The organism is Salinigranum marinum (assembly GCF_024228675.1).
In the GTDB taxonomy this organism is placed as follows: Archaea; Halobacteriota; Halobacteria; order Halobacteriales; family Haloferacaceae; genus Salinigranum; species Salinigranum marinum.
Genome location: NZ_CP100461.1, coordinates 1713821 through 1735897, shown reverse-complemented (window position 1 = coordinate 1735897; position 22077 = coordinate 1713821). Strand labels below are relative to the sequence as shown.

24 protein-coding genes are annotated in these 22077 nt (G+C 69.5%); 11 read left to right on the top strand and 13 right to left on the bottom strand.

The annotated features are described in order from the left end of the window. Positions 1-57: 57 nt before the first annotated feature. The gene (locus NKJ07_RS08480) at positions 58-1518 is read left to right on the top strand and encodes a DHH family phosphoesterase (protein WP_318570151.1); all 1461 of its coding nucleotides are present in this window, start codon (positions 58-60) and stop codon (positions 1516-1518) included. 45 nt (positions 1519-1563) lie between these two features. Continuing rightward, positions 1564-2346: a CBS domain-containing protein gene (locus NKJ07_RS08475; protein WP_318570150.1), complete on the top strand. Its 783-nt coding sequence runs from the start codon at positions 1564-1566 to the stop codon at positions 2344-2346. A gap of 10 nt (positions 2347-2356) precedes the next feature. Here NKJ07_RS08475 and NKJ07_RS08470 read toward each other — a convergent pair whose 3' ends face one another. Both NKJ07_RS08470 and NKJ07_RS08465 read right to left on the bottom strand, forming a co-directional pair. After that, the gene (locus tag NKJ07_RS08470; RefSeq protein WP_318570149.1) at positions 2357-2608 is read right to left on the bottom strand and encodes a DUF7543 family protein; all 252 of its coding nucleotides are present in this window, start codon (positions 2606-2608) and stop codon (positions 2357-2359) included. Between the two features lie 143 nt (positions 2609-2751). Continuing rightward, positions 2752-3756 (bottom strand): DUF7544 domain-containing protein, encoded by a 1005-nt coding sequence (locus NKJ07_RS08465; protein ID WP_318570148.1) that lies wholly within the window; start codon positions 3754-3756, stop codon positions 2752-2754. 93 nt (positions 3757-3849) lie between these two features. Here NKJ07_RS08465 and NKJ07_RS08460 point away from each other — a divergent pair, with 93 nt between their 5' ends. Both NKJ07_RS08460 and NKJ07_RS08455 read left to right on the top strand, forming a co-directional pair. After that, positions 3850-4968: a M24 family metallopeptidase gene (locus NKJ07_RS08460; protein WP_318570147.1), complete on the top strand. Its 1119-nt coding sequence runs from the start codon at positions 3850-3852 to the stop codon at positions 4966-4968. Positions 4969-5024: 56 nt separating this feature from the next. Then, the gene (locus NKJ07_RS08455) at positions 5025-6152 is read left to right on the top strand and encodes a serine hydrolase domain-containing protein (RefSeq protein WP_318570146.1); all 1128 of its coding nucleotides are present in this window, start codon (positions 5025-5027) and stop codon (positions 6150-6152) included. Between the two features lie 152 nt (positions 6153-6304). Here the strand turns inward: NKJ07_RS08455 and NKJ07_RS08450 are convergent, their stop codons facing one another. From NKJ07_RS08450 to NKJ07_RS08425, 6 genes are all read right to left on the bottom strand, one after another. After that, positions 6305-6628, bottom strand: a complete 324-nt coding sequence (locus tag NKJ07_RS08450; protein WP_318570145.1) for a DUF6176 family protein — start codon at positions 6626-6628, stop codon at positions 6305-6307. Positions 6629-6726: 98 nt separating this feature from the next. Beyond that, positions 6727-7818, bottom strand: coding sequence for a phosphotransacetylase family protein (locus tag NKJ07_RS08445; protein WP_318570144.1), 1092 nt, complete (start codon positions 7816-7818; stop codon positions 6727-6729). After that, positions 7815-9956: an acetate--CoA ligase family protein gene (locus NKJ07_RS08440; protein WP_318570143.1), complete on the bottom strand. Its 2142-nt coding sequence runs from the start codon at positions 9954-9956 to the stop codon at positions 7815-7817. The genes NKJ07_RS08445 and NKJ07_RS08440 overlap by 4 nt, the downstream gene beginning before the upstream one ends. An 88-nt stretch (positions 9957-10044) precedes the next feature. Continuing rightward, positions 10045-10344, bottom strand: a complete 300-nt coding sequence (locus tag NKJ07_RS08435; protein WP_318570142.1) for a DUF7967 family protein — start codon at positions 10342-10344, stop codon at positions 10045-10047. Between the two features lie 40 nt (positions 10345-10384). Continuing rightward, the gene (locus NKJ07_RS08430; RefSeq protein ID WP_318570141.1) at positions 10385-11689 is read right to left on the bottom strand and encodes a hypothetical protein; all 1305 of its coding nucleotides are present in this window, start codon (positions 11687-11689) and stop codon (positions 10385-10387) included. Between the two features lie 66 nt (positions 11690-11755). Beyond that, positions 11756-12232: a YbaK/EbsC family protein gene (locus NKJ07_RS08425; RefSeq protein ID WP_318570140.1), complete on the bottom strand. Its 477-nt coding sequence runs from the start codon at positions 12230-12232 to the stop codon at positions 11756-11758. Between the two features lie 475 nt (positions 12233-12707). Here NKJ07_RS08425 and NKJ07_RS08420 point away from each other — a divergent pair, with 475 nt between their 5' ends. Next, a complete protein-coding gene (locus tag NKJ07_RS08420; RefSeq protein ID WP_318570139.1) occupies positions 12708-13550 on the top strand; it encodes a ZIP family metal transporter in 843 nt (280 codons plus the stop codon). Between the two features lie 65 nt (positions 13551-13615). Next, positions 13616-13777: a hypothetical protein gene (locus NKJ07_RS08415; protein ID WP_318570138.1), complete on the top strand. Its 162-nt coding sequence runs from the start codon at positions 13616-13618 to the stop codon at positions 13775-13777. Positions 13778-13980: 203 nt separating this feature from the next. On the opposite strand, the gene NKJ07_RS08410 is transcribed toward NKJ07_RS08415, so the two are convergent. Further along, positions 13981-14265 (bottom strand): DUF7545 family protein, encoded by a 285-nt coding sequence (locus tag NKJ07_RS08410; protein ID WP_318570137.1) that lies wholly within the window; start codon positions 14263-14265, stop codon positions 13981-13983. A gap of 105 nt (positions 14266-14370) precedes the next feature. Next, positions 14371-15498, bottom strand: a complete 1128-nt coding sequence (locus NKJ07_RS08405) for an NAD(P)/FAD-dependent oxidoreductase (protein ID WP_318570136.1) — start codon at positions 15496-15498, stop codon at positions 14371-14373. A gap of 199 nt (positions 15499-15697) precedes the next feature. Here NKJ07_RS08405 and NKJ07_RS08400 point away from each other — a divergent pair, with 199 nt between their 5' ends. From NKJ07_RS08400 to NKJ07_RS08390, 3 genes are all read left to right on the top strand, one after another. After that, the gene (locus NKJ07_RS08400) at positions 15698-15979 is read left to right on the top strand and encodes a DUF357 domain-containing protein (protein ID WP_318570135.1); all 282 of its coding nucleotides are present in this window, start codon (positions 15698-15700) and stop codon (positions 15977-15979) included. An 83-nt stretch (positions 15980-16062) separates the two neighbouring features. Continuing rightward, positions 16063-16338 carry a winged helix-turn-helix domain-containing protein gene (locus NKJ07_RS08395; protein ID WP_318570428.1) on the top strand — a complete coding sequence of 92 codons (276 nt, stop codon included), beginning with the start codon at positions 16063-16065 and terminating at the stop codon, positions 16336-16338. Positions 16339-16426: 88 nt separating this feature from the next. Then, positions 16427-16732 (top strand): DUF8036 family membrane protein, encoded by a 306-nt coding sequence (locus NKJ07_RS08390; protein ID WP_318570134.1) that lies wholly within the window; start codon positions 16427-16429, stop codon positions 16730-16732. A gap of 32 nt (positions 16733-16764) precedes the next feature. Here the strand turns inward: NKJ07_RS08390 and cysS are convergent, their stop codons facing one another. From cysS to NKJ07_RS08375, 3 genes are all read right to left on the bottom strand, one after another. Next, a complete protein-coding gene (gene cysS / locus NKJ07_RS08385; RefSeq protein WP_318570133.1) occupies positions 16765-18246 on the bottom strand; it encodes a cysteine--tRNA ligase in 1482 nt (493 codons plus the stop codon). A gap of 67 nt (positions 18247-18313) precedes the next feature. Next, positions 18314-20059 carry a globin-coupled sensor protein gene (locus NKJ07_RS08380; protein WP_318570132.1) on the bottom strand — a complete coding sequence of 582 codons (1746 nt, stop codon included), beginning with the start codon at positions 20057-20059 and terminating at the stop codon, positions 18314-18316. A 134-nt stretch (positions 20060-20193) separates the two neighbouring features. Next, the gene (locus NKJ07_RS08375; protein WP_318570131.1) at positions 20194-20688 is read right to left on the bottom strand and encodes a DUF7523 family protein; all 495 of its coding nucleotides are present in this window, start codon (positions 20686-20688) and stop codon (positions 20194-20196) included. A gap of 159 nt (positions 20689-20847) precedes the next feature. On the opposite strand from NKJ07_RS08375, the gene NKJ07_RS08370 reads away from it, so the two are divergent. Both NKJ07_RS08370 and NKJ07_RS08365 read left to right on the top strand, forming a co-directional pair. Next, entirely contained in the window at positions 20848-21726 is an 879-nt protein-coding gene (locus NKJ07_RS08370) for a CbiX/SirB N-terminal domain-containing protein (RefSeq protein WP_318570130.1), read from the top strand. Between the two features lie 135 nt (positions 21727-21861). Further along, positions 21862-22047: a methytransferase partner Trm112 gene (locus tag NKJ07_RS08365; protein ID WP_318570129.1), complete on the top strand. Its 186-nt coding sequence runs from the start codon at positions 21862-21864 to the stop codon at positions 22045-22047. The last annotated feature ends 30 nt before the right edge of the window (positions 22048-22077 follow it).

Below are 22077 nucleotides of genomic sequence, written 5' to 3'. Positions count from 1 at the left end.
AGACGGCGGTGAGGACATCCCGGCAGGGTTTTTTGTCAGCACTGGCAACCCCCGGCTATGTCGCGGCCCAGTCGACTGGTACTCGGGTGGAGCCCCGTCGCCCGTGCAGTCGTCAGGGAGATCCAAAGACAGCCCGGGCAGCTCCGCGTCGTCTCGCCCGCCCGCGGTCACGTCGACTCGCTCCGCGACGACGGCGTCGACGCGGTGGTCGGCGACCCGACCGATCCCGAGACGTACCCGGACCGAGCCAGCACCGTCCTCGTGGCGGGAGTCGACGCGGAGACGAACCTGGCGGCCGCCCGCGCCGCCCGCGAACGGTTCCCCGACGCACTGCTCGTCGCGTACGCCGGCTCCGACCCCGGCGACGGGGCGGCGGAACTCCGTGCGCTCGCCGACCGCGTGATCGACCCCCGAGAGGCGCTCGCGGACGACCTCGGCGACCTCGTGTCGGGGTCGGACGTGACACGGATCAGCCGGCTCCTGCGCGTCCTCCGGGGGATCGACGGAACGCTGGCGGTCGTGATGCACGACAACCCCGATCCCGACGCCATCGCGTCGGCGCTCGCGCTCGTCCGGATCGCGGATCTCGCCGGGGTCGAGGCGGTGCCGTGTTACTTCGGCGAGATCTCCCACCAGGAGAACCGCGCGATGATCAACCTCCTCGACGTGAGCCTCAGAAACCTCGACCCCGGGGAGACGATGGACGAGTACGCCGGCATCGCGCTCGTCGACCACTCACGGCCGGGCGTCAACGACGGCCTCGACCCGGAGACGCGCGTCGATGTCGTCGTCGATCACCACCCGCCACGGGCACCGGTCGAAGCCCGGTGTCTGGACCTGCGGAGCGACGTCGGGGCGACGAGCACGCTGTTGACGGAGTACCTCAGTCGACTCCGGATCACTCCCGACCGGACGATCGCGACCGCGCTCCTGTTCGGGATCCGCGTCGACACCAACGACTTCTCCCGCGAGGTGTCCGCGGCGGACTTCGAGGCGGCGTCGTTCCTCTGCCCGCACGTCGACCACTCGCTGCTCGACCAAGTCGAGAGCCCGAGCATGGGGCCGGAGGTGCTCGACACGCTCGCACGCGCCATCGGCAACCGCGAGGTGCGCGGCGACGCGCTGGCGACGAACGTCGGCGAGATCCGCGACCGGGACGCGCTCGCACAGGCGGCCGACCGACTCCTCGGCATGGAAGGCGTCCACGTCTCGCTCGTCTACGGCTACATGGGCGACACCGTCTATGTCTCCGGGCGCGCCCGGGGGACGGACGTCGACCTCGGGGAGACGTTCCGGGACGCCCTCGGCTCGATCGGGAGCGCGGGCGGCCACGCCGACATGGCCGGCGCACAGTTGGATCTGGGGGTGTGGGCCGCGGAGTTCGTCGAGGGCGACGAGCGGTTCGAAGACCTCGTCACCGAGGTGATCAACGGCCGGTTCTTCGAGACGCTGGAGACCGCCCCATCGACCCCGTCGTACCCCGACGGGATGCCCGGCTTCGAGTTCTCCGTCGAGTGACGCGGGTGAGGTAGGGTTTTGGCCCCCGTCGGCGTACAGGACGCTATGCCCGGCACGGCGACCGTCAAAGAGTATATGACCCGGGACGTCGCGACGGTGTCCCCCACCGACACCGTGGGCGAGGTCGCACGACGCATCGTCGAGAGCGACGGCCACAACGGCTTTCCGGTCAGTGAGACGCGCAAGGTCGAGGGGTTCGTCACTGCGAGCGACCTCCTCCTGGCCGACGACGACGCGCTCGTCTTCACCGTGATGACCGAGGACCTCATCGTCGCTCACCCGGACATGAACGTCGACGACGCCGCGCGAGTCATCCTCCGGTCGGGCATCCGCAAACTGCCGGTCGTCGACGACGCCGGGAACCTCGTGGGCATCATCTCCAACACGGACGTCATCCGCTCGCAGATCGAGCGTGCCACGCCCGAAAAGGTGGGGAAACTGATGCGAACGCTCGAACAGATCCACGGCATCACCGTCCACGAGGAGCGCGACACCGTCGAACTCGCGGCGCTCATCCCCACGCAGGCGCGCGTCTACGCCGACGAACTCGAAGGCCGACAGTACGAACTCGAACGCGGGCTCGCCGAGCCGCTCGTCGTCATCGACAACGCCGGGACCCTCCTCCTCGCCGACGGTCACCACCGTGTGATGGCCGGCGACCGCGCCGACATCGAAGAGATGGACGCGTACGTCATCGTGGTGGACGACCCCGTCGAACTGGGCATGGAGCGTACCGCCGAGAAGGAGGGGCTCCGCTCGCTCCGGGACATCGAGGTGGTCGACTACGCCCGCCACCCGCTCGTCGAGACGACCCGCCGGCTCCAGTGAGCCCTCGTTCTCAGGCGTCCGTCCGCTCGTCGGCGACGTCGTACGCCTCGCACCACGCCGACACGACCTCCGCGGCCTCGGCACGGCTCCCGACGCGCTCCTCACGGTAACACGACCCCTCGGGTGCCTGCGTGAGCCGATCGAGTCGGACGACCCACGAGCCGTCGCTCCGCTCGCGCAGGCGGATCGTCGCCCAGCCGTCCTCGCGTTCCCACTCGTCGACCGACTCCGCCGCGCCCGTCCGCGTCTCCGTCCACGCCATACGGGTCGGTCGTCCCGGACGGACCTGTAGTTTGCCGTCCACGGGCCGTCGTGATACCGCCGTCGTCGGCCCGTCCGGCCCGCGCGTCGTGAGGGTGTCGGTGGCGCGTGGTCGGAGCGCAGAAGCGCCCGACCGCCGACGGCTCACTCCGCGTTCCGCACGTCCGACGGCCGGCCTCGGACGAGGTCGAGCCGGTCGTCGAGCGCGCCGAGCACGAACAGTCCGTAGTACCGGAAGTAGGTGACGACGGGCACCTGGACGACGACGCTCACGGCGACGACGGCGAGGAGAAAGACGACGCCGAGCACGCCGAGGGCGACGAGCCCGGGGCCCTGCATCCCGACGGCGAGCACGACCGCACCCCCCGCGAGCACGAAGGGGATGATGACGACGAGCGCCGCGAGGCCGACGACGAGGCCGACGACGAGGCTCGCGGCGATCCCGAGTCCGATCCGAATCGCGAGGTAGAGGGCGACTTCCGCCCACATCGAGCGGACGAGCGGCACGACGCGACGCCACGCCGAGAGGACCCCCCGCCCCTCCGCGATCATCGTCGGGACGACGAGCTCGGTCGTGAGCCGGAGGACGAGTAGGCCGGCGAGCCAGGCGACGACGACCACGACGACGAGCAGCGGGACGAAGAGGACGCCGACGGCGGTGATCGATAGCACGCCGACGACGACGAGCACGGGGAGCGCCGCGAGGGCGACGAGCACGACGACGACCCCGAGGCGGAAGGCGAACAGGCGGACGCCGGGGCCGAGGTACTGTCGGAACGGCCGGCGGAGTTCCACCCGGCGGGTCCGCAGACACGCCACGAGCACGAACTCCATGACCGCGCCCACGAGGGCGTGGCCGACGACGACGACGGCGAGCACGGCGACGGCGGCAACGACGACCGCACCGAGGCTCTCGGGGGAGACGTCCGGGACCGGCGGGAGGTCGACGCCCCCGAGGCCGGCTCCCGGCGGCGTCGGCGACGACGTCGCTCCCTGTGCGGCCTGTCCTGCGCCGCCGCCACCGCCGACGCCGCCGACAAAAAACGTCACGACTGCGAGCCGAAGCCACGCGCGCCACGAGACGGGGAAGAGAAGCGACTGCGTCGCGGTCCGGGCTTCGTCGAGCGAGTCGATCGCGTCCCACGACATCTGTCGTCGTCTGCGACGCCCCCGCGGTACAAAAATCGCGTGGAGCGACGCGGCGGAGACAGCTACTTGCCACCGCGTCCGCAACCCTCACGCGTGACCGCGACACCGCACGAACGGCGCACCCGTGCCTGTCAAGAGCGGCTCCGCGCGCTCGACGCGGCGGCCGTGATCTGCTCGCCCGGGGCGAACCTGCAGTACCTGACCGGCGTCGACGAGACGCCGAGCGAGCGACAGTTCCTCTGTGTCGTCTCCGCCGACGGCGACCCCGTCTTCTCCGTCCCCGAACTCGCCGGGACGCAGGTGGACGAGACGACCTGGGTCGACGACGTCCGCGTCTGGCGCGACGGCGGCGAGCCGCGAGCCGCCCTCGACGAGGTGCTCGCCGACTGCGAGCTCGGCGCGGGCCGCGTCCTCCTCGACGAGACGATGCCCGCCCGGTTCGTCCTCGACGTCCAGCGACTCCTCGGGGACCGGGCGTTCGGGCTGGCGACCGAGGCGCTCGGCTCACTCCGCGCGCGGAAGGACGAGGCGGAACTCGACGCGTTGCGCAGGGCGGGTGTCGTCGCCGACCGGGTGATGCGGGGCCTCCGCGAGGACGCTGCGGCTCTCGTCGGTCGGTCGGAGGCGGCGCTCGCCCGCGAGGTCGAGCACCGATTGGCCGACGCCGGCGGCGACGGCGTCTCGTTCGAACCCATCGTTGCCGCGGGCCCAAACGGCGCGAAACCCCACCACGCACACGGCGACCGCGTGATCGGGGAGGGTGATCCGGTCGTCTTCGATTTCGGGACGCGCGTCGACGGCTACCCCAGCGACACCACCCGGACGGTCGTTCTCGCGGGCGATCCCCCGACAGAGTTCGAGACGGTCCACGGCGTGGTCAGGGAGGCAGCGACGGCGGCGATCGACGCGGTCGAGCCCGGCGTCGAGGCGCGCGCGGTCGACCGGGCCGCCCGCGACGTCATCGAGGCGGCTGGCTACGGCGAGGGGTTCGTCCACCGCACCGGCCACGGCGTGGGCCTCGACATCCACGAGGAGCCGTACATCGCGTCGGACTCGGAGACGCGCCTCGAACCGGGAATGGTGTTCAGCGTCGAACCCGGGGTCTACCTCGACGGCGCGTTCGGCGTGCGGATCGAGGACCTCGTCGTGGTCACCGAAGCGGGCTGTGAACGGCTGAACGACTCCCCCCGCGGGTGGTCCGTCGACGGCTGAGCCAGGGGTTCGACGACGCCCGAAGCTTCATGCCGCTGTGACGTGTGTGAGAGGTCATGCCACGGCTCAGTTCCGCGGATCGCGACCGGCTCGGAGCGGCGTTCGACCGACAGCTCGACGTCGGGCTCCACGATGGTGCGCAGCTGGCCGTCTTCGTCGACGGCGAACTCGCGGTCGACTTCGCGGGCGGGACCGACGGACACGGCGGCGAGACGACACCGGAGACGCGCCACCTGATCTTCTCGTGTACGAAGCCGTACGCGGCTGTAGGCCTCCACCAGCTCGCAGAGCAGGGGGACCTGGCGTACGACGACCCCGTCGTCGATCATTGGCCCGGCTTCGCCGACGCGGGGAGCGAGAAGGCCGAGATCACCGTCAGGCAGGTCCTCAGCCACACCGCCGGCATCCCCTACGGCGAGTTCGACGACCGCGCCGACCAGTGGGGCGACTGGGACGCGGTCGTGGCGGCGATGGAGGAGATCGAGCCCGTCTTCGCGCCCGGCGAGCAGCCGGCCTACCACACGTTCAACTTCGGCTGGCTCGTCGGCGAACTGACCCGACGAGTCAGCGGCGAGCCCGTCGAGGAGTACGTCGCCGAGAACGTGTTCGACCCGCTCGGGATGGAGCACACCTCGATCGGTCTGCGCGAGGGCGAGGAAGACGACGTCGCGGCGCTGTCGGGGTTCGAGGTGTTCGACCGCTGTCGCGACCCCGGCGAGGGGCTCGGCATCCCCGCTTCGGAGTCAGCGGCGGCGTTCAACGAGGAGGCGGTCCACCGCGCGGTGATCCCCGCGGCGAACGGGATCGGGACCGCCCGCGACATGGCGCGGTTTTACGCCTGCATCGCCAACGGGGGCGAACTCGACGGGACCAGCCTCCTGACCGAAGAGACCGTGGCCGAGGCGACGCGAACCCACGCCGAGACAGACGACGACGGGACGCTCTCGCGGCCGGCGCGCTACGCGCTCGGCTTCTGGACCGGCGGGCTCGCCAACGACATGTTCGGGTCGGCCAGCCACGAGCGGATGGTCGGCCACGCGGGGCTGGGGAGCGTCTTCTGCTGGGCGGACCTGGACGCGAACGTGAGCTTCGCGTACGTCACGAACGGCATCCGCGAGGAGTCGTGGGAACACGCCGCGCGCGTGGCGGGGCTGTCCGACGCGGTGCGACTGCTGGTCGACTGAGCGCGGTCGTTGTGGGGGTCAGAGATCCGTCTCGTGGGATCGACGTTCCGGTGTCCGGCCGGGGGCCCGTCCGCTCCGGCCGGCTACGGTGGCCCCAATGAGCGGACAGTGACGGTTCCGGATCGAAGCCGGCTACGTCCGAGTGGGGTTCGTCAGGTGATACAGCGGCTCGATCTCCGCCGCCGGTTGGTCGTCGTCGACCACCGCCGCGAGTAGTTCTCGAAACTCGCGGTCGATCTCGTAGGGGGACGACTCGAACGCCTCCTAGGCCCGATCGAGGCTCTCGGCCTCGACGTAAAAACAGACGTAGTCGCCTCGGGGCGTGACTCGAGGAACGCGGCCTCGGAGACAACGCCCCCGTGCTGGAGCGTCTCGACGGCCTCTGATCGGCGAGACCGAACCTCGGTGGCCCACTCACGAACCCGCTCCGTCGCTCCCGGTTCGAGCCGGTATCTGATCAGGGTGATCTCGGCCATACTGGGAGCCGAGACGGCCAGTGCACAAACGCGTTGGGGCGGGCGGCGGCTGTCGGGGTCGGAGGGAGACGGAGGCCGATCCCGACGCCCGAGACGGGTCAGGCCGAATCGTCGCGTTCGGGCTCGGGGCCGGAGCCGACGAGCGAGTCGGCGTCGGCGTGCTCGAAGAGCAGGTCGCGCATCCGGCCGACGGTCCGCTCGTCGCGCGTCCGCCCGCTGTGGACGACTTCCTCACAGCGTTCGACGACCGAGAGGGTGTCGCCGCTGACCAAGAGCACGGGAACGCCCTTCTGTTCGGCCTTGCCGACGACGGCGCTCGGGGGCTGATGTGCGCCCGTGAGCAACAGACACTTCACGCCCGGCGCTTCGAGCGCGGCCGTGTGGATCTCGGCGCGGTCGCCGCCGGTGATGACGGCGGCGTTCTTCGTCCGCCGGAAGTACCGGAGCGCCTCGTCGCCGCCCATCGCGCCGACGAGGAACCGCTCGACGAACGCGTCGGTCGGCACGTCGGTGACGATCTCGGCACCGAGTTCCGCGGCGAGGTCGGCGACGGTGACGCCCGCGAGCTCCTGTACGCGGGGGATGACACCGACGACCGGGACGCCACGGGCTTCGAGGAACGGGACGACGTCGTTTTCGAGCTCGTCGTACGCCGCGTCGGCGACGCGGTTGAACAGCACGCCGCCCAGGCGGTCGCCGATGTCGTCGGCCGCCGCGAGCAACGCGTCGAGATCGGTCGGCTCGGTGTACTCCGTCACGAGGAGCACTTCCGCGTCGAGGAGGTCGGCGATCTGTGGGTCGGTGAGATCGACGATGCCGCCCGTCGTGTGGGTGCCGCCGCCCTCGACGAGCATGAGGTCTCGTCCGTCGGCGAGGGCGTCGTACTGCTCGCGGACGGTGTCGGCGAGCTCGTCGGGGTCTTGCTGCCCCCGGATCGCCCCCCGGACGAACGTCGGCGAGTAGACGATCGGCTCCATCTGGTGCATCTCCGCGTCGAGGTCGAGGAGTTCGCGCGCGAGCATCGGGTCAAGGTCGAGCGTCTTCCCGACGTTCGACTGGAGGCGGGTCCCCTTCGGCTTCATGTAGCCGACGTCGAGGCCGCGCTCTCTACCGAGCAGCCCCAGCGCGAGGGTGATAGCCGTCTTGCCTGTGCTCTCTCCGGTCGAGGTAACGAGTAGTGTCTGGGTCATTGGTCGGGCTCCGTGTCGACGAGCGTCGTCTCCTGTGAGTCGCGCTCCATCGCGTCCGTATCGACGGTCAGCCGCACGTCGATCGCCTGTGCGCCGTCCGGTGTCGCCACGAGGGGGTTGATGTCGAGTTCGAGGATCGCGGGGAAGTCGGTCACCAGTTGCGAGAGGCGCTCGATCGTCTCCGCGACGGCGGCGACGTCGACGGGATCGCGGCCACGCGCACCCCTGAGCAGGGGCGCGGCGTCGATCTCGCCCGTCATCTCCCGCGCCTCCTCGCCGGAGACCGGCGCGACCCGGAACGTCGTGTCCTCTAACACCTCGACGAAGATGCCGCCGAGGCCGAACATCACCAGGGGGCCGAACTGCGGGTCGCGGTTCATTCCGACGATGGTCTCCACGCCCGCGTTGAGGTCGACGATCTCCTGGACCTGCACACCGAGGATCTCCGCGTCGGGCTGATAGTTGCGCGCGCGCGTCACGAGGTCCTCGTACGCGTCGTACACCTCCTCGTTCGGCACGCCGACCTTCACGCCGCCGATGTCCGACTTGTGGAGGATGTCGGGGGAGACGATCTTCATGACCACGTCGCCGTCGATCTCTTCGGCGAGTTCGAGCGCGTCGGTCGGGTCGGTCGCGATCCCCCCCTGCGGGGTGGGGATGCCGTAGGCGTCGAGGAGGTCCATCGCCTCGACGCCGAGGCGGGGATCGTCGCGTTCGACAGCGCGCGCGAGCACCGCCTCGGCGGCCTCGCGGTCAACGTCGAACTCGGTGGGCGCGTCGTACTCCCGGGTCGAGATTTCCTTGAACCGAACCAGCGCGTCGAGCCCCTCGATGGCGCGGGCGGGGTCGAAGTAGTTCGGGATGCCCGCGTCGCCGAGGACCTCGGCGGCGGCGTCGACCCGCTCCCCGCCCATGAAACAGGCGGCGACCGGCTTGTCGTGCTCGCGCTGGAGTTCGACCGTATCGCGAGCGAGCCCCTCGTAGTCGAGCACTGCCGTCGGGCAGGAGAGGACGAGCGCACAGCCGACGTTGTCGTCGGCGAGGGCGACATCGAGCGCCTGTCTGAACCGCTCGTTGTCGGCGTCACCGACGATGTCGACGGGGTTGTAGATGTTCCCCTCGGCGGGGAGCGTCTCGGAGAAGGTGTCGAGGGTCTCCTCGGTGAACGACGCCATCGCGAGCCGGGAGTCGCCGACGGCGTCCGTGGACATGACGCCTGGGCCGCCGGCGTTCGTGATGACAGCTACGTCGCCGCTGTCGGGCATCGGTTGTGACTCGAGGACGCGCGCGGCGTCGAACAGCCCCTGCACCGAGTCGGCGCGGAGGACGCCCGCCTGGTCGAGGCCGGCCTCGTACGCCTGCTCGGAGCCGGCGAGCGTCCCGGTGTGTGAGGAGGCGGCCTGCGCGCCGGCCTCGGTTCGGCCGGACTTGACGAGGACGACCGGGGTGTCCTGTGTCACCTCCCGGGCGGTGTCGATGAACGCCCGACCGTCCTCGATCCCTTCGAGGTAGCCGATGATGACATCGGTCTCGGGGTCCGCACCCCACTCGCGAACGAAGTCCGCCTCGTCGAGGACGGCCTTGTTGCCGAGCGAGACGACGTCTTTGAAGCCGATCCCCTGGTCGTTGGCCCAGTCGAGCACCGCCGTGATGAACGCGCCCGACTGCGACATGAACGACAGGTTCCCCGGGCGGGCGTTCTCCGGTCCGAACGTCGCGTTCATGCCCCGCCGCGTGGACAGGACGCCGAGCGAGTTGGGCCCGACGAGGTTCAGGTCGTGCTCCGCGGCGACCGAGGTCAGTTCGTCTTCGCGGGCCGCGCCGTCGCTACCGGTTTCGCCGAAGCCGGCGGTGATGACGACGACGGCCTCGACGCCGGCCTCGCCCGCCTCGCGGACGACGTCGACGGCGACCGACGGCGGGACGACGACCACGGCGAGGTCGGCGTCGGCGTCGGCGACCGACGCGACGCAGGGACGGTCGAACACCGTCTCTCGCTTGGGGTTCACGGGGACGACCTCGCCGTCGTAGTCGGCAAGGAGGTTCTCCATGATGGCGCGGCCGACCGACCCCTCGCGGTCCGTGGCACCGACGACGGCGACGCGGCCAGGGGCAAACAGTGCAGCTAGCTCTCCCATCGTCTAAACCCTGACTCGGGACGGAATTAAAACCGCCGAGTCTCCCCCGCACGGTGAGAATCGCCCGCCGGCGGGGGAGGTGTCAGCGTCAGACGACGTCGGCGGGGTCGTGCGCCGCACGCATCCGCCCTGCTTCCGCCGCGTAGCGCTCGCGCGTCTCCTCGTCGTCGACCCGTCCCAGCGACTCGGGGCCGACGTCGACCGCCGCCGTGGTGTCGCGCCGATCGGTGAAACTCACGAGCGCACGCTCCTTGCGGTAGTAGCGTTCCCCGTCCGGGGTGGCGTAGACGAGGATGATGACGTTCTGCTCGTCGTCCGAGTACGTCCGCTCGACGAGCCAAACACGGACCGTCTCGTCGGCCTCGTCTCCTTCGACAGCGGCGTTCATACCGACATTCCGACGTGCGGCGGCAAAAGTCCAGCCGTGATCACCGCCGAACGAGAACCGTCTCGACCTCGTCCGCGCGCTCGGCGGCGACCCGCGCGGCGTGGTAGTGGACCCACGCCTCGGTCCGCAGTCGGACGGGCGAGACGTCGTTTCCTCGTCCGAACTGCCTCAGCGTGATGTCGCCGCTCTCCATCGCCCCCGTTGCGTGGCGGAGGTGGTCGCGAACGAGCGGCGAGGGGCCATCGTCGAGCCGACGCCGCAGGGCCCCCCGCGCCGCGCGCTTCTCCTCGAACACCGCGTCGGCGTCCGGCGGCGACGACGGGTCGAGCGTCTCCAGCGCGTCGACGAACGCGTGGCTGTGGACGAACCCCGCGGCCGCCTTGGCCGCGCCGAACGCGGGGTAGCCGTTCGTCCCGCGGTACGCACCCTCGCGGACCTCGTTCCGGCCGCGCATCCCCCGGGTCCAGATCCCGTCGGCGAACGCGTCGGGGTAGCGCTCGTGTTCGTCCTCGAACGTCTCGAACCGCGCGACAAGCGGGTCGAGGTCGGCGACGAGCGCCTGGACGTTCCGCGCGAGCGCGTCGGCGAACGGTCGGCGCTCGACGCTCGGATCGCCGTCGCCCAGTGGCCGTTTCCGGGCGACCGCCCGGTACTGCCGGACGTCGAGGAGCCGGGCGCGTGCCCTTGCGTGCTGGCCGAACAGGCTCGCCTGCCCCTCCGGGGTAGACCGGTCGGCCCCCGACTGAACGTCGCCGCCGGGGACGACCGCCGCCGCCCCGCGCCGACCCCACCACCGCTGGTGGTCGATGCGGCGGGCGTACGGGAGGTACCGTGCGGGATCGGCGCACGCGTGGTCGACCCGGAGCGAGTCGAACGCCGACCGCGTCTCACGGGCCCGGCCGACGAGGTCGTCGAGGTCGAGCGAACCGTCGAGCGCCTTCGCGTATGCGAGGGCTCCGACGGCCGTCGCGACGCGCCACATCGCCGTCCCGATCGTGTCGGAGTTCCGTGGCTTCGCGTCGAGTTCCGTGAGGAACGCCCGGGCGTCCGTGACATCCTCGTGAGTGTAGGTGGGAACGTCGGGCAGCGCGTCGCGGTCGATGGTGCTCCACGCTCGTTCGGCGCGAGGGACGGCACGCTTGAGGCGCGCACGGTAAGCGTCGACGTGGCTCTCGAAGACGGGGAGGGTCGTCTCGACGGACGGGGTCGCCGTGTGTCGGGTTCGTGCACGGACCAGGACGGGTGGGACGGAGCCGTTCGGGAGCGCGGCACAGCCGCTCGTGGCGGCGAGCGCCGCCGTCGCAACCGCGAGGAACCGTCGCCGGGAGAGCAATGGCGGGGACACGTCAGGGTCGTTCGTCCATCGGTGTCATGTGCCTTCTGGTGCTCGGCAGCCCGCGAGCGACGAACGTCACTCGGTCACGCCGACGGCCCGAGCGCCCGCGAGCGAACGCATCTCCTCGGGGGCCATCGGAAACACCGCCTCGGGGGTGCCGGCGGCGGCCCACACCCGTTCGTGATCGAGGAGCGTCTCGTCGAAGAGCACGGTGACGTCCGCGTCGTGACAGAAGGGTGGCACCCCGCCGATCGACCAGCCGAGACGGTCGGCGATACGGTCGGGGTCCGCCATCGCCACCGCCGACCCGTCGACGCCGAGGTGATCGGCGAGCCGCGTCTCGCTGACACGGTTGGCTCCACTGGTCACGACGACCACGAGCTCGTCGCCGGCGTCGAACGCGAGGCTACTGGCGATCTGGGCGACCTCACAGCCGACGGCCGCCGCGGCGTCGGCCGCGGTCTTGGTCCCATCGGCGAACTCCTCGACCGCGACGTCGACGCCGTACTGTTCCCTCGCGCGCTCGGCGAACTCGGCCGCTCGTGGATGCATACTCGGGCGACGGAACCCACCGACAAAACTCCTGGGCGGCGACGTGACCGCGACGCGGCCCTGACACGACCAGGAACTCCCGGGTCCTGGTCGATGGGGTAACCGCTCGCCCGTTTTGGCCGAACTGATATCTGAAGTGATACTCAGACGACTAGTCTTATGTACTCTCTTCCGAACTACCGAACGCGCACAGTCGACGACGGTCGTCCGATCGAGGGGAGGTGGGGAGACAAACTGCGGCTTCCACCCGACCGCAGGCGCACACAGCCCGACCGACGTCGATGCGCGCCCTCTGTACCATGTGTCCGGGCGGTCCACACCGCCCCTCTCCTCTCCGAGCGACGGTCAGTTGACACCCACGTCCGACTCGCGTCTCCCGAATCGTGCCCCGAGCCGGCCATCTCGGATTTAGGGATCCCGAAAACTATCGAGAAGATGATAATACTTATCAAAGCCCTGGTGGTAGCATCCGCCGATGGTCGACTTCGCGAGCCTCACGTTCGTCTTCGTCGCCGGGTTCATCACGGCGCTGGCAACCGGCCTCGGTGCGATCCCGTTCTTCTTCGTCGAGGATGTCGGTGACCGCTGGAACGTGGCGCTGTGGGGGGTCGCCTCCGGCATCATGGTTTCGGCGTCGGTGTTCGGACTCGTCCTCGAAGCGTTCGGCACGTACGTGACGCTCTCGTTCGACGGACTCGTGGTCGGTGCGGTTCCCCCCCGCCTCGTCGGCCTCCTGGTCGTGGGGCTGTCGACCGGCGTCTTTCTCGTTGTCGTCGCCCACCGGATCATCGACGACTACGAGGTCTCCCCGAAACGGTACGAGGAGGCCGACTTCAAGAAACTCCTGTTGATCCTCGGAATCCTCACCGTCCACTCGTTCCCCGAGGGCGTCGCGGTCGGCGTCGCCTTCGCCGACCTCGGCTTCTCGGGGCCGACGCTGTTCGGCTTCGTCGTACCCGTGCTGGGGATCTTCATGACGGTCGCCATCTCCATCCACAACGTCCCCGAGGGGCTCGCCATCTCCATCCCGCTGCGGGCGATGGGCGTCTCGGAGTGGCGGATGGTCTGGTGGGCCGTCTTCTCGTCGCTCCCCCAGCCCGTGGGCGCGGTCATCGCCTTCTACTTCGTCCGCCTCGCCCGCGATTTCCTCCCGTTCGGCTTCGGCTTCGCCGCCGGCGCGATGATCTACCTCGTCCTCACGGAGTTCATCCCCGAGGCGCTCGAACTCGGCCGGGGGCTTCCCGGCGGCGGCAAGCGCGAACTCCTCGCGGGGCTCGCGGCGGGCTTTGCGGTGATGGTGCCGCTGGCGTTCCTCTGACTCTGCCGCGGTCCGGAGCCGGCCGAAAGCTTGTCGTGCGTCGACCCACTATGTGTTTGTGTACCATGTGCCACCACATCGACGACCGACGGTGGGAAGCGCACGCCACGGACGAGTACGGAACTGACGACGCCGAGGACAGCGAGGAACCGGACGAACCGGCGTTCCTCGTCGACGACCCGGCCGAGGACGTCGACCTGCTGACCGATGGCGGCGACGAGAAGTAGCGTCGGCAGCAACTCCGTGTCACGTCACCACCGCCGGGACGGACGCGGCCGGCCCGCGCGTGCGTGAGGGTCGTGACCGCTACGCTCCGTTTCTTCTATCCGACCGGTGCCACGAGGGAGCGACCGCTCGGTCCCGGCGCGCCGGGAACTTCCCCGCGATTCCCCGTGGGGGCTGTCGGAGCGGCTGGCTCGTAAAAAAAGCGCTAGTGCGAGTGGCCCATCGCGTCGGCGAGCGAGACGCCGAAGCGCTCCTCGAAGAGCCGCTCCATCTCGTCGTTGAGCGCCTCGAGGTCGCCGGGGGTGTCGCCCTCGGCGTGGTGGACGACGACGTGTGCCTGCTGTGCGAACGCCTGCACGACGATGTCGCCGACGACGTCGGTCGGTTCCTCGCCCTGTTCGGCGAACACGTCGACGAGGCCGGCCGGGAGTTCGATCGCTTCCGTGTCGCCGCCGGGTCCTTCGATGGTGTACGTCTCGGTTTCGACCATACCCTCCCTGGGTGATCCCCACTAAAGGGTCTGTGGGATTCGGACCACCTCCGCGCACGGTTGGCGGGGGAGGATCGGGGAGACCGCGCGTCCCGCGTGTCGGGCTCAGTCGTCCGATTCGACCGTGGCGGGTTCGCCCGTCGCGACGGGCGAGCGTTCGAGGTCCTCCAGGTAGTCGTCGGCATCGATCGCGGCCTTGCTCCCCATCCCGCCGGCGGTGATCGCCTGCTGGTAGTGGTAGTCGACGACGTCGCCGGCCCCGAAGATGCCGTCGACGTCCGTTGCGGTCTGCCCGCCGCCGAAGCCTCCCTTCGTTCGCAGGTAGCCGTCGTCGTCCATCTCCACGCCCGTTCCCTCCAGATACGCCGTGTTGGGCGTGTGGCCGATGGCGTAGAACACGGCCCCGACGTCGAAGTCGAACTCCTCGACCTCGTCGGCCCGCTCGGAGTCGAGCTTCTCCTTCGGATGCCCCTCGGGGTGACGGACCAGCGTGACGTGGTCGACGCCCTCCTCGGGACTGCCGTGAATCTCGGTCAGTTCGGTGTTGCGCATGATCTCGATCTCTCCGTCCTCGACCTTCTCCATCGTGCGATCGATCCAGTAGTCCTCGGCGCGGAACTCCTCGCGGCGGTGCACGAGGTAGACCGTCGAGGCGAACTTGGTGAGGAAGTTCGCCTCCTCCATCGCGGCGTCGCCGCCGCCGACGACCATGATCTTCTCGTCGCGGAAAAAGGCCCCGTCGCACGTCGCACACGTCGACAGCCCGTACCCCATGAGGTCGTCCTCGCCGGGGACGCCAAGCGTCCGCGCGGAGGCCCCCGACGCCGCGATCACGGCGTCGGCGGTGTAGACGTCGCCGTTCTTCAGTTCGACGCGGAACGGGCGCGGGGAGTCATCACCAGGACGCGTCGCGTTCTGGTCAGCGGTCGAGCTTCGCTCGACGCGCTCGACGGACTCGACGATGCCGTGTTTCACCTCGGCACCGAAGCGCTTGGCCTGCTCTTTCATGTTCGTCACGAGTTCGGGTCCAGAGATCCCCTCGGGGAAGCCGGGGTAGTTGTCGACCTCGGTGGTGAGCGTCAGCTGGCCGCCCGGTTCGTCGCCCTCGAACACGAGCGGGTCGTTGTTCGACCGCGCCGCGTAAATCGCGGCGGTGAGCCCGGCGATGCCCGATCCGGCGATGACGAGCCGACGGTGTTCGGTCACGTCGGCGTCCTGCGACGTCTCTGTCATTGGTACGTCGTTGCCGGTGACGGGCTATTACGCTTGTGCTGTCGTGCACCGATCGGCGCCCACTCGCCAGGCAATACCACACCACACGGCCGCCGCCGGGCAGTCGCGAGCGTGACGGACGGCGCGCCGAGTCCGATCCGGACCGTGCCCACGGTCGCCGCGTCGAAGCGCTCTTTGACCCGCGACGGCTGCGTTCGGCATGGCCGATCTCGCGGAGAAGACCGACCGGTACGAAAGAATGCTCGACGCGGCGCTCGCGGCGGCGACGGTGACCGCCCCGTCCGGGACGCCGCTCGGCGACGCCGCCGCCGAGTGCGAGGAGATGGCTCGGTCGTACCTCGACGACGGTCGCCACTTCCGGGACGAGGACGATCTCGTCAACGCGCTGGCGTCGTTTTCGTACGGCTACGGCTGGCTCGACGCCGGGGTCCGGATGGGGCTGTTCGACGTTCCCGAGGGCTCACATCTGTTCACCATGTGACGCTCTGCGTCCGACTCCCGTAGCTGGATCACGACCGTACTCTGTCGATGACCTTACGTATCGGGGGTGTGTCGGGTGGGGTGATGGAGGCGGTCCTCTGGTACGTGTTCACCGGAACGCGAGGTGGCAAAAACCGCCTCCGTATCCTCAGGGCGGTCGACGAGCGACCGCGAAACGCGAACCAGCTCGCCGAGAGCCTCGACCTCGACTACAAGACGGTTCGACACCACCTCGACGTCCTGGTCGAGAACGACGTCGTACAGAAGAGCGGCGACGGGTACGGAGCCGTCTACCTCCCTTCGGACCGTGCCCGCCACCACTGGGAGACGATCGAGACCATCATGGAGCAGGTAGAGTGAGCCCGAGCACGGCCGCGCCGAGTGGAGTCCCGACTATGGACGAATTTGGGAAAGTCTATTTCATGTCCGAATCGCTAGAGAGGAGTAGATGAGCCTCTGGTTCGACGTCGCGCGGGTCACGGCGGGACTCAACGTTCTGCTCCTCGCCGTCCTGCTGTCTATCTGGGGTCGAAACTACCTCGACCTCCGCTCGAAGCACGCGCTCGGGCTCATGGTGTTCGCCGTCCTCCTCCTCTTGGAGAACCTCGTCGCCCTCTACATCTACCTGGTCGATCCGACGCTCTCCGTCTGGTTCTCCTCCGCAGTGCCCGACATCGCCTGGCAGGGGATGATGTCGCTCCACGTCCTCGAGACGATCGGCGTGGGCTTTCTCGTCTGGATCACGATGGACTGAGCCGACCGGTCGGGCCGGGGTTCCCGGGCCGGTCAGGGGAGCCGGTACGTCGGTCCCTCAGCGCTGTCGCCGACTTCGACGCCGAGCGCCTGGAGCTCCTCACGGAGTTCGTCGGCACGGTCGTAGTGTCCGGCCTCCCGCTCGCGCTCACGCACCTCGAGGACGAGTTCGACCACGTCCGCGGCGAGAGTGACCTCCCCCGTGCCCTCCGCCCCGAACTGCAGGCCGAACACGCCCCCACCGAGTTCCTCGACCGTCTCGATGGCGGCTTTCAGCCCGCGGTAGTCGTACGCCTCGCCGTCGAGGTGGCGGTTCACCGCCGTCGTGAGGTCGAGCAGCGCCGCCATCGCCTCGCGCACGTTGAAGTCGTCGTTCATCGCCGCGCGGAACTCCTCGCGGGTCGTCTCGACGGCCGTCCGCAGGGGCTCGTCTTCGACCTTCGTGCGCGCGTCGACGCTGTCGCAGGCGGCGACGGCGTCCTCGTACGTTCGTTCGAGCCGTTCCCACCGCTCTTCGGCCTCGGCCATCGCCGCCTCGGAGAACGTCTGTTTCGTGCCGTACCGGGTCCCGAGGTAGAACGTCCGGAGGACGTTCACGCCCCAGCGGTCGAGCGCCTCGCTCACATAGAAGTAGTTGCCGAGCGACGACGACATCTTCTCGCCCGCGGTTTCGAGCAGTCCGGTGTGGAGCCAGTACTTGCTGAACTGTTTCCCCGTGGCGGCTTCCGACTGGGCGATCTCGTTCTCGTGGTGCGGGAAGACGAGGTCGTGCCCGCCGATGTGGATGTCGATCGTCTCGTCGAGATGCGTCATCGACATCGCCGAGCACTCGATGTGCCAGCCCGGCCGGCCCTCGCTCCACGGCGACGCCCACGTCTCGCCGCACTCGTCCCCAAGCGGCGGCAGGTCAGGGTCGCGATGCTCGGCCACGTCGTCGGGGGTGACGCCGCCGGCCTTCCAGAGCGCGAAGTCCGCCGGGTGGCGTTTCTCCGACTGCTCGCCGTCGGGTCCCTGCGCCTCCAGGTCGTCGACCCGCTGGTTCGACAGTTTGCCGTACTCCTCGAACCGGGTGACGTCGAAGTAGACCGAGCCGTTGGCCTCGTAGGCGTACCCCTTCTCGCAGAGCGTCTCGATCAACTCGACGATCTCGGGGACGTGTTCGGAGACGCGGGGGTACACCGTCGCCCGCAGGAGGTTGAGCCCGCGCATATCCTCGATCACGGAGGCGGTGAAGCCGCGCGCGACGGCGGCCTCCGAGTCGCCGAGGTCGTCCTCGCCCACCCGCGCGACGATCTTCTCGTTCACGTCGGTGAAGTTCTCGACGTGCCTGGTCGGGTATCCCTCGTGTTCGAGCCAGCGGTGGATCACGTCCGCGTGGGTCCACACGCGGGCGTGGCCGAGGTGTGCGTCGTCCGAGACGGTCAGCCCACAGACGTACAGGAGGACCTCGTCGCCGACTGGTTCGAACGGTTCCTCTTCGCCTGTGAGGGTGTTGGTCACGGACAGCGCAGGCATGGACCGAAGATTGACGCGCGGGTTTTTTGAACTCGTCGGAACGGGCGTCGGCGAGAGACGCGTCAGCCTACTTCGTCCACTCGGGCCGATCGAGTTCGCCCCGTCTGATCTGCGCTTTCGTCTCCTCATCGAGCATCTCCTTCACGAAGCCGGGCATCCCTGCGGGGAGGCCGTCGCCGCCCGTCTCGGCGGACTCACCGCCGTCGTTCCCGGTCGCCTCACGGCTCCACTCGAAGTCGTTCGACCCTCCCCGTCCACGGCCGGGAGTCGACGCGGTTCCCCCGTCGGTCGTCGCCTGCGTCCGCGTCCGGGCACTGGTGTCGCCCGCGGCTGCCTCGACCGATTCGAGTTCGTCGAGCGCCTCGTCGATCTCCGTCGCGGTGTCGGACTGCGACCGGACGCTCTCGAGGAGTTCGTCGAGTTCCGCGGCCACCTCGTCGGCCCGGTCGGCCGTGTCGTCGACCCGCTGGGCGAGTTGGGCGCTCGTCTCCGCCTGGTCATCGGTCGCGCGGGCCACCTCCCCGATTCCCGTCGACGCCTCCTCGACGGCGTCGCGGATGCGTTCGAGCCGCGTCATCGACTCCTCGACCTCGTCGATCCCCCGTCTGATGTGGTCGTCGGCGTCGTCGAGACTGACCGCCGTCTCGTCGATGTGGTCGGTCACCTCGTCGATCATCCCCTCGACCCGTTCGGCCTGCTCTTTCGACTCGTTCGCCAGCGCCTTCACCTCGTCGGCGACGACGGCGAAGCCGGACCCGGCCTCGCCGGCGCGGGCGGCCTCGATCGAGGCGTTCAGCGCCAGCAGGTTCGTCTGCTCGGCGATCCCGTTGATCACCTCGACGATCTCGTCGATCTCGTCGATGGTGTCGACGAGCGTGTCGACGCGCTCCGTGATGTCCCCGCGGGCGTCGTCGACCCGCGCCATCGTCTCCGCGGCGTTGGCGGCCGCCTCGTGGCCCTCCTCGGCCATCTCCTCGGCCCGAGTGCTCGTGGCGGACACCTCGTCGGCCGTCGCAGCGACCTCCTCGACGGAGGCGGAGAGATCCGAGAGCCCGTCGGCGAGTTCCTCCGTGTTCGCGGTCTGTTCCGCCGCCAGCGCGTCGATGGTGTCGACCCCCTCGGCGGCCGACGCCGCCTCCGTCCCGAGCGACTCGACCGTCCCGGCGATCCGTTCGCGCATCTCCCGCGACTTGTCGATCTCCTCGCGCATCTCCCGCGAGTACGAGTGGAGGTAGGTGTCGTTGACGACCTGCATGTCGAGGTTCGCCCCACGGACCGCCGCCCGCGCGTTGGCGAACCCCTCGCCGATCGACGCCTCGACGTCCGCCGCGTCCTCGGCCGACAGCGACTCGGTGGCCGACTCCACGGTCAGGGACTCGATCTCGTCCAGGAGGATGTTCAGGAAGTTCCCGAACATGCCGCCGAAGTAGTGCAGCGGCATGTCCAGGCGGTCGTGGAGTCGGCCGATGCGACACCGGTGGGTGTAGTACTGCTGGTCGTACGTCCCGCCGGTGAACATCTCGAGGTAGCCCGAGACGATCGCTTCCAACTGGTCGTTCGTCCGGGGCGAGCGCCCGACGATCTCCCTCGTGCGCGCGTCCGAGAGGATCGGTTCGAGAAACGCCTCGACGAGTTCCTCTTCCTTCGACTCGACGACCGCCGACATCGACGCCAGCCGCTGTTCGTCCTCGCTGGTGAAGTTCAGAAACTCCTTCCGCCAGGCGATCTCCTCGGCGTCGAGGCCGATCTCCTCCGCCAACTGCTCGGCCGAGATCCCCGTTCCGATGGAGTCGCCGGGTGCGATCGAGTCCATGCGCGTCGTACCGGCACGTGACTGATAACCCTGCGCCCGCGAATATCACGGATGATAGAAAACTTCGAAGACACCGCCCGCGTCGCGGCCGCCGAGCGCGGGGAGCGCCGGCGGGTCGAGCGCGGTTCGACCCCTCAGGCCGGGACCGAACCGAGCGCGTCCTCGACGACGCGGAGCGCCGTCGCTCCCTGGCGGTTCGGCACGACGACGACGAGTTCGCCACCGGCGACGCCCGCCGCGTCGACCAGCACCGACGCCGCACCGAGTCGGGCGAGCGTGTGCCCCAGCGCCCGCGCGTCGACGTCGCCGGCCGTGCGGACCGCGGTCATGTCGCCGCCCCGGACGAGCCGCTGGTCGCCGACCGCGACGACGACGTCCTCGTCGTCGACCTCCTCGGAATCGGCCAGCCCCACCCCCCGTTGCATCCGGACGGGCGCGTCGACCGCGTCGGTCGCGGGCGAGTCGAGTTCGTCGGCGTAGCGCCGGAGGGCGGTCGCCACCGCGTCGGGGTCGCCGTCGAGGTCGAGGTAGTGGGCCGCGGCGCGGTAGTTGACGACGCCGGCCCTGAGCGCGCGGTGGAGGAACGGTTCCGCCCGGACGGCCTCGCGGGCCGCGGCTGCGAGTGACATGTGCTGGCTCTGGGAGCGGCCGCGCAAAAAACCGCCGCCCGTGTCGTGTTCCGCGCGTTTGCGCGTCCGCGCATCCGCGCGGCGGCGCGGGCCGGGTTCTGCCGGGCGACGAACGTCCGAGCCGAAGTCCATAAGACCGCTCCGTCCCGCCTCTCTTACATGAGCGCACTGGTCATCGTCGCGCACGGGTCGCACCTGAACCCCGACTCCTCGACGCCCACGCACGACCACGCGGACACCATCCGCGCCGTGGGCGCGTTCGACGAGGTCCGCACGGGTTTCTGGAAGGAAGAGCCCTCCTTCCACGAGGTCCTCCGAACCGTGGACGCCGACGAGGTGTACGTCGTTCCGCTGTTCGTCAGCGAGGGCTACTTCACCGAACAGGTCATCCCCCGCGAACTGCGGTTGGACGGCTGGGACCCCGAGGCGTGGGACTCAGACGGGACGAGCGCGACCGACGTGACCCTCACCGCCGAGGACACGGGCCAGCGGATCCACTACTGTGGGCCGGTCGGCACCCACGACTCGATGACCGACGTGATCGTCCGCCGGGCCGAGAGCGTCACGGGCGACCCCGCGGTCGGCGAAGGGTTCGGCATCGCCGTCGTCGGCCACGGCACCAAGCGCAACGAGAACTCCGCGAAGGCGATCGAGTACCACGCCGACCGGATCGAAGCGCTGGGCCGGTTCGACGAGGTCCAGGCGCTGTTCATGGACGAGGACCCCGAGGTGGACGACGTCACCGACTTCTTCGAGTCGGAGGACGTCGTGGTCGTCCCGCTGTTTATCGCCGACGGCTACCACACCCAAGAGGACATCCCCGAGGACATGGGGCTCACCGACGACTACCGCACCGGGTGGGACACCCCCACGGAGGTCGACGGCCACCGGATCTGGTACGCCGGTGCCGTGGGGACCGAGCCGCTGATGGCCGACGTCGTCCTCGAACGGGCGGCCGACGCCGGCGCGAACGTCGGCGGGGCGATCGAACGTGTCCGCGAGGAGACCCGTCAGAGCGAGTCGGTCGCGGGCGACTGATCCCGACGCGGTGGACGAGCCCGAGCCCGGGGCGGTCACCAGAGCCCAGGGCGATCCATCGAGGTCTCCCCCGCCCCCAGTCCATCCACACCGAAGCCGTACGCTTTTTTACCGACACCCGCCAAGGGAGAACCGATGAAAGAGTCACTCGTGGACATCCTCTGCGACCCGCTCGACAAGAGCGATCTCGAACTCCACGTCACGAAGCGCGAGGGCGAGGAGATCATCGAGGGGAAGTTCGTCGGCACGGTCACGGGGGAAGAGTATCCCATCGAGGACGGCATCCCGGACCTCCGGCCGCCGGACATGCGCGACGAGTGAGCCGTCGGCGCTCGCCGGTCGACCCTCCAC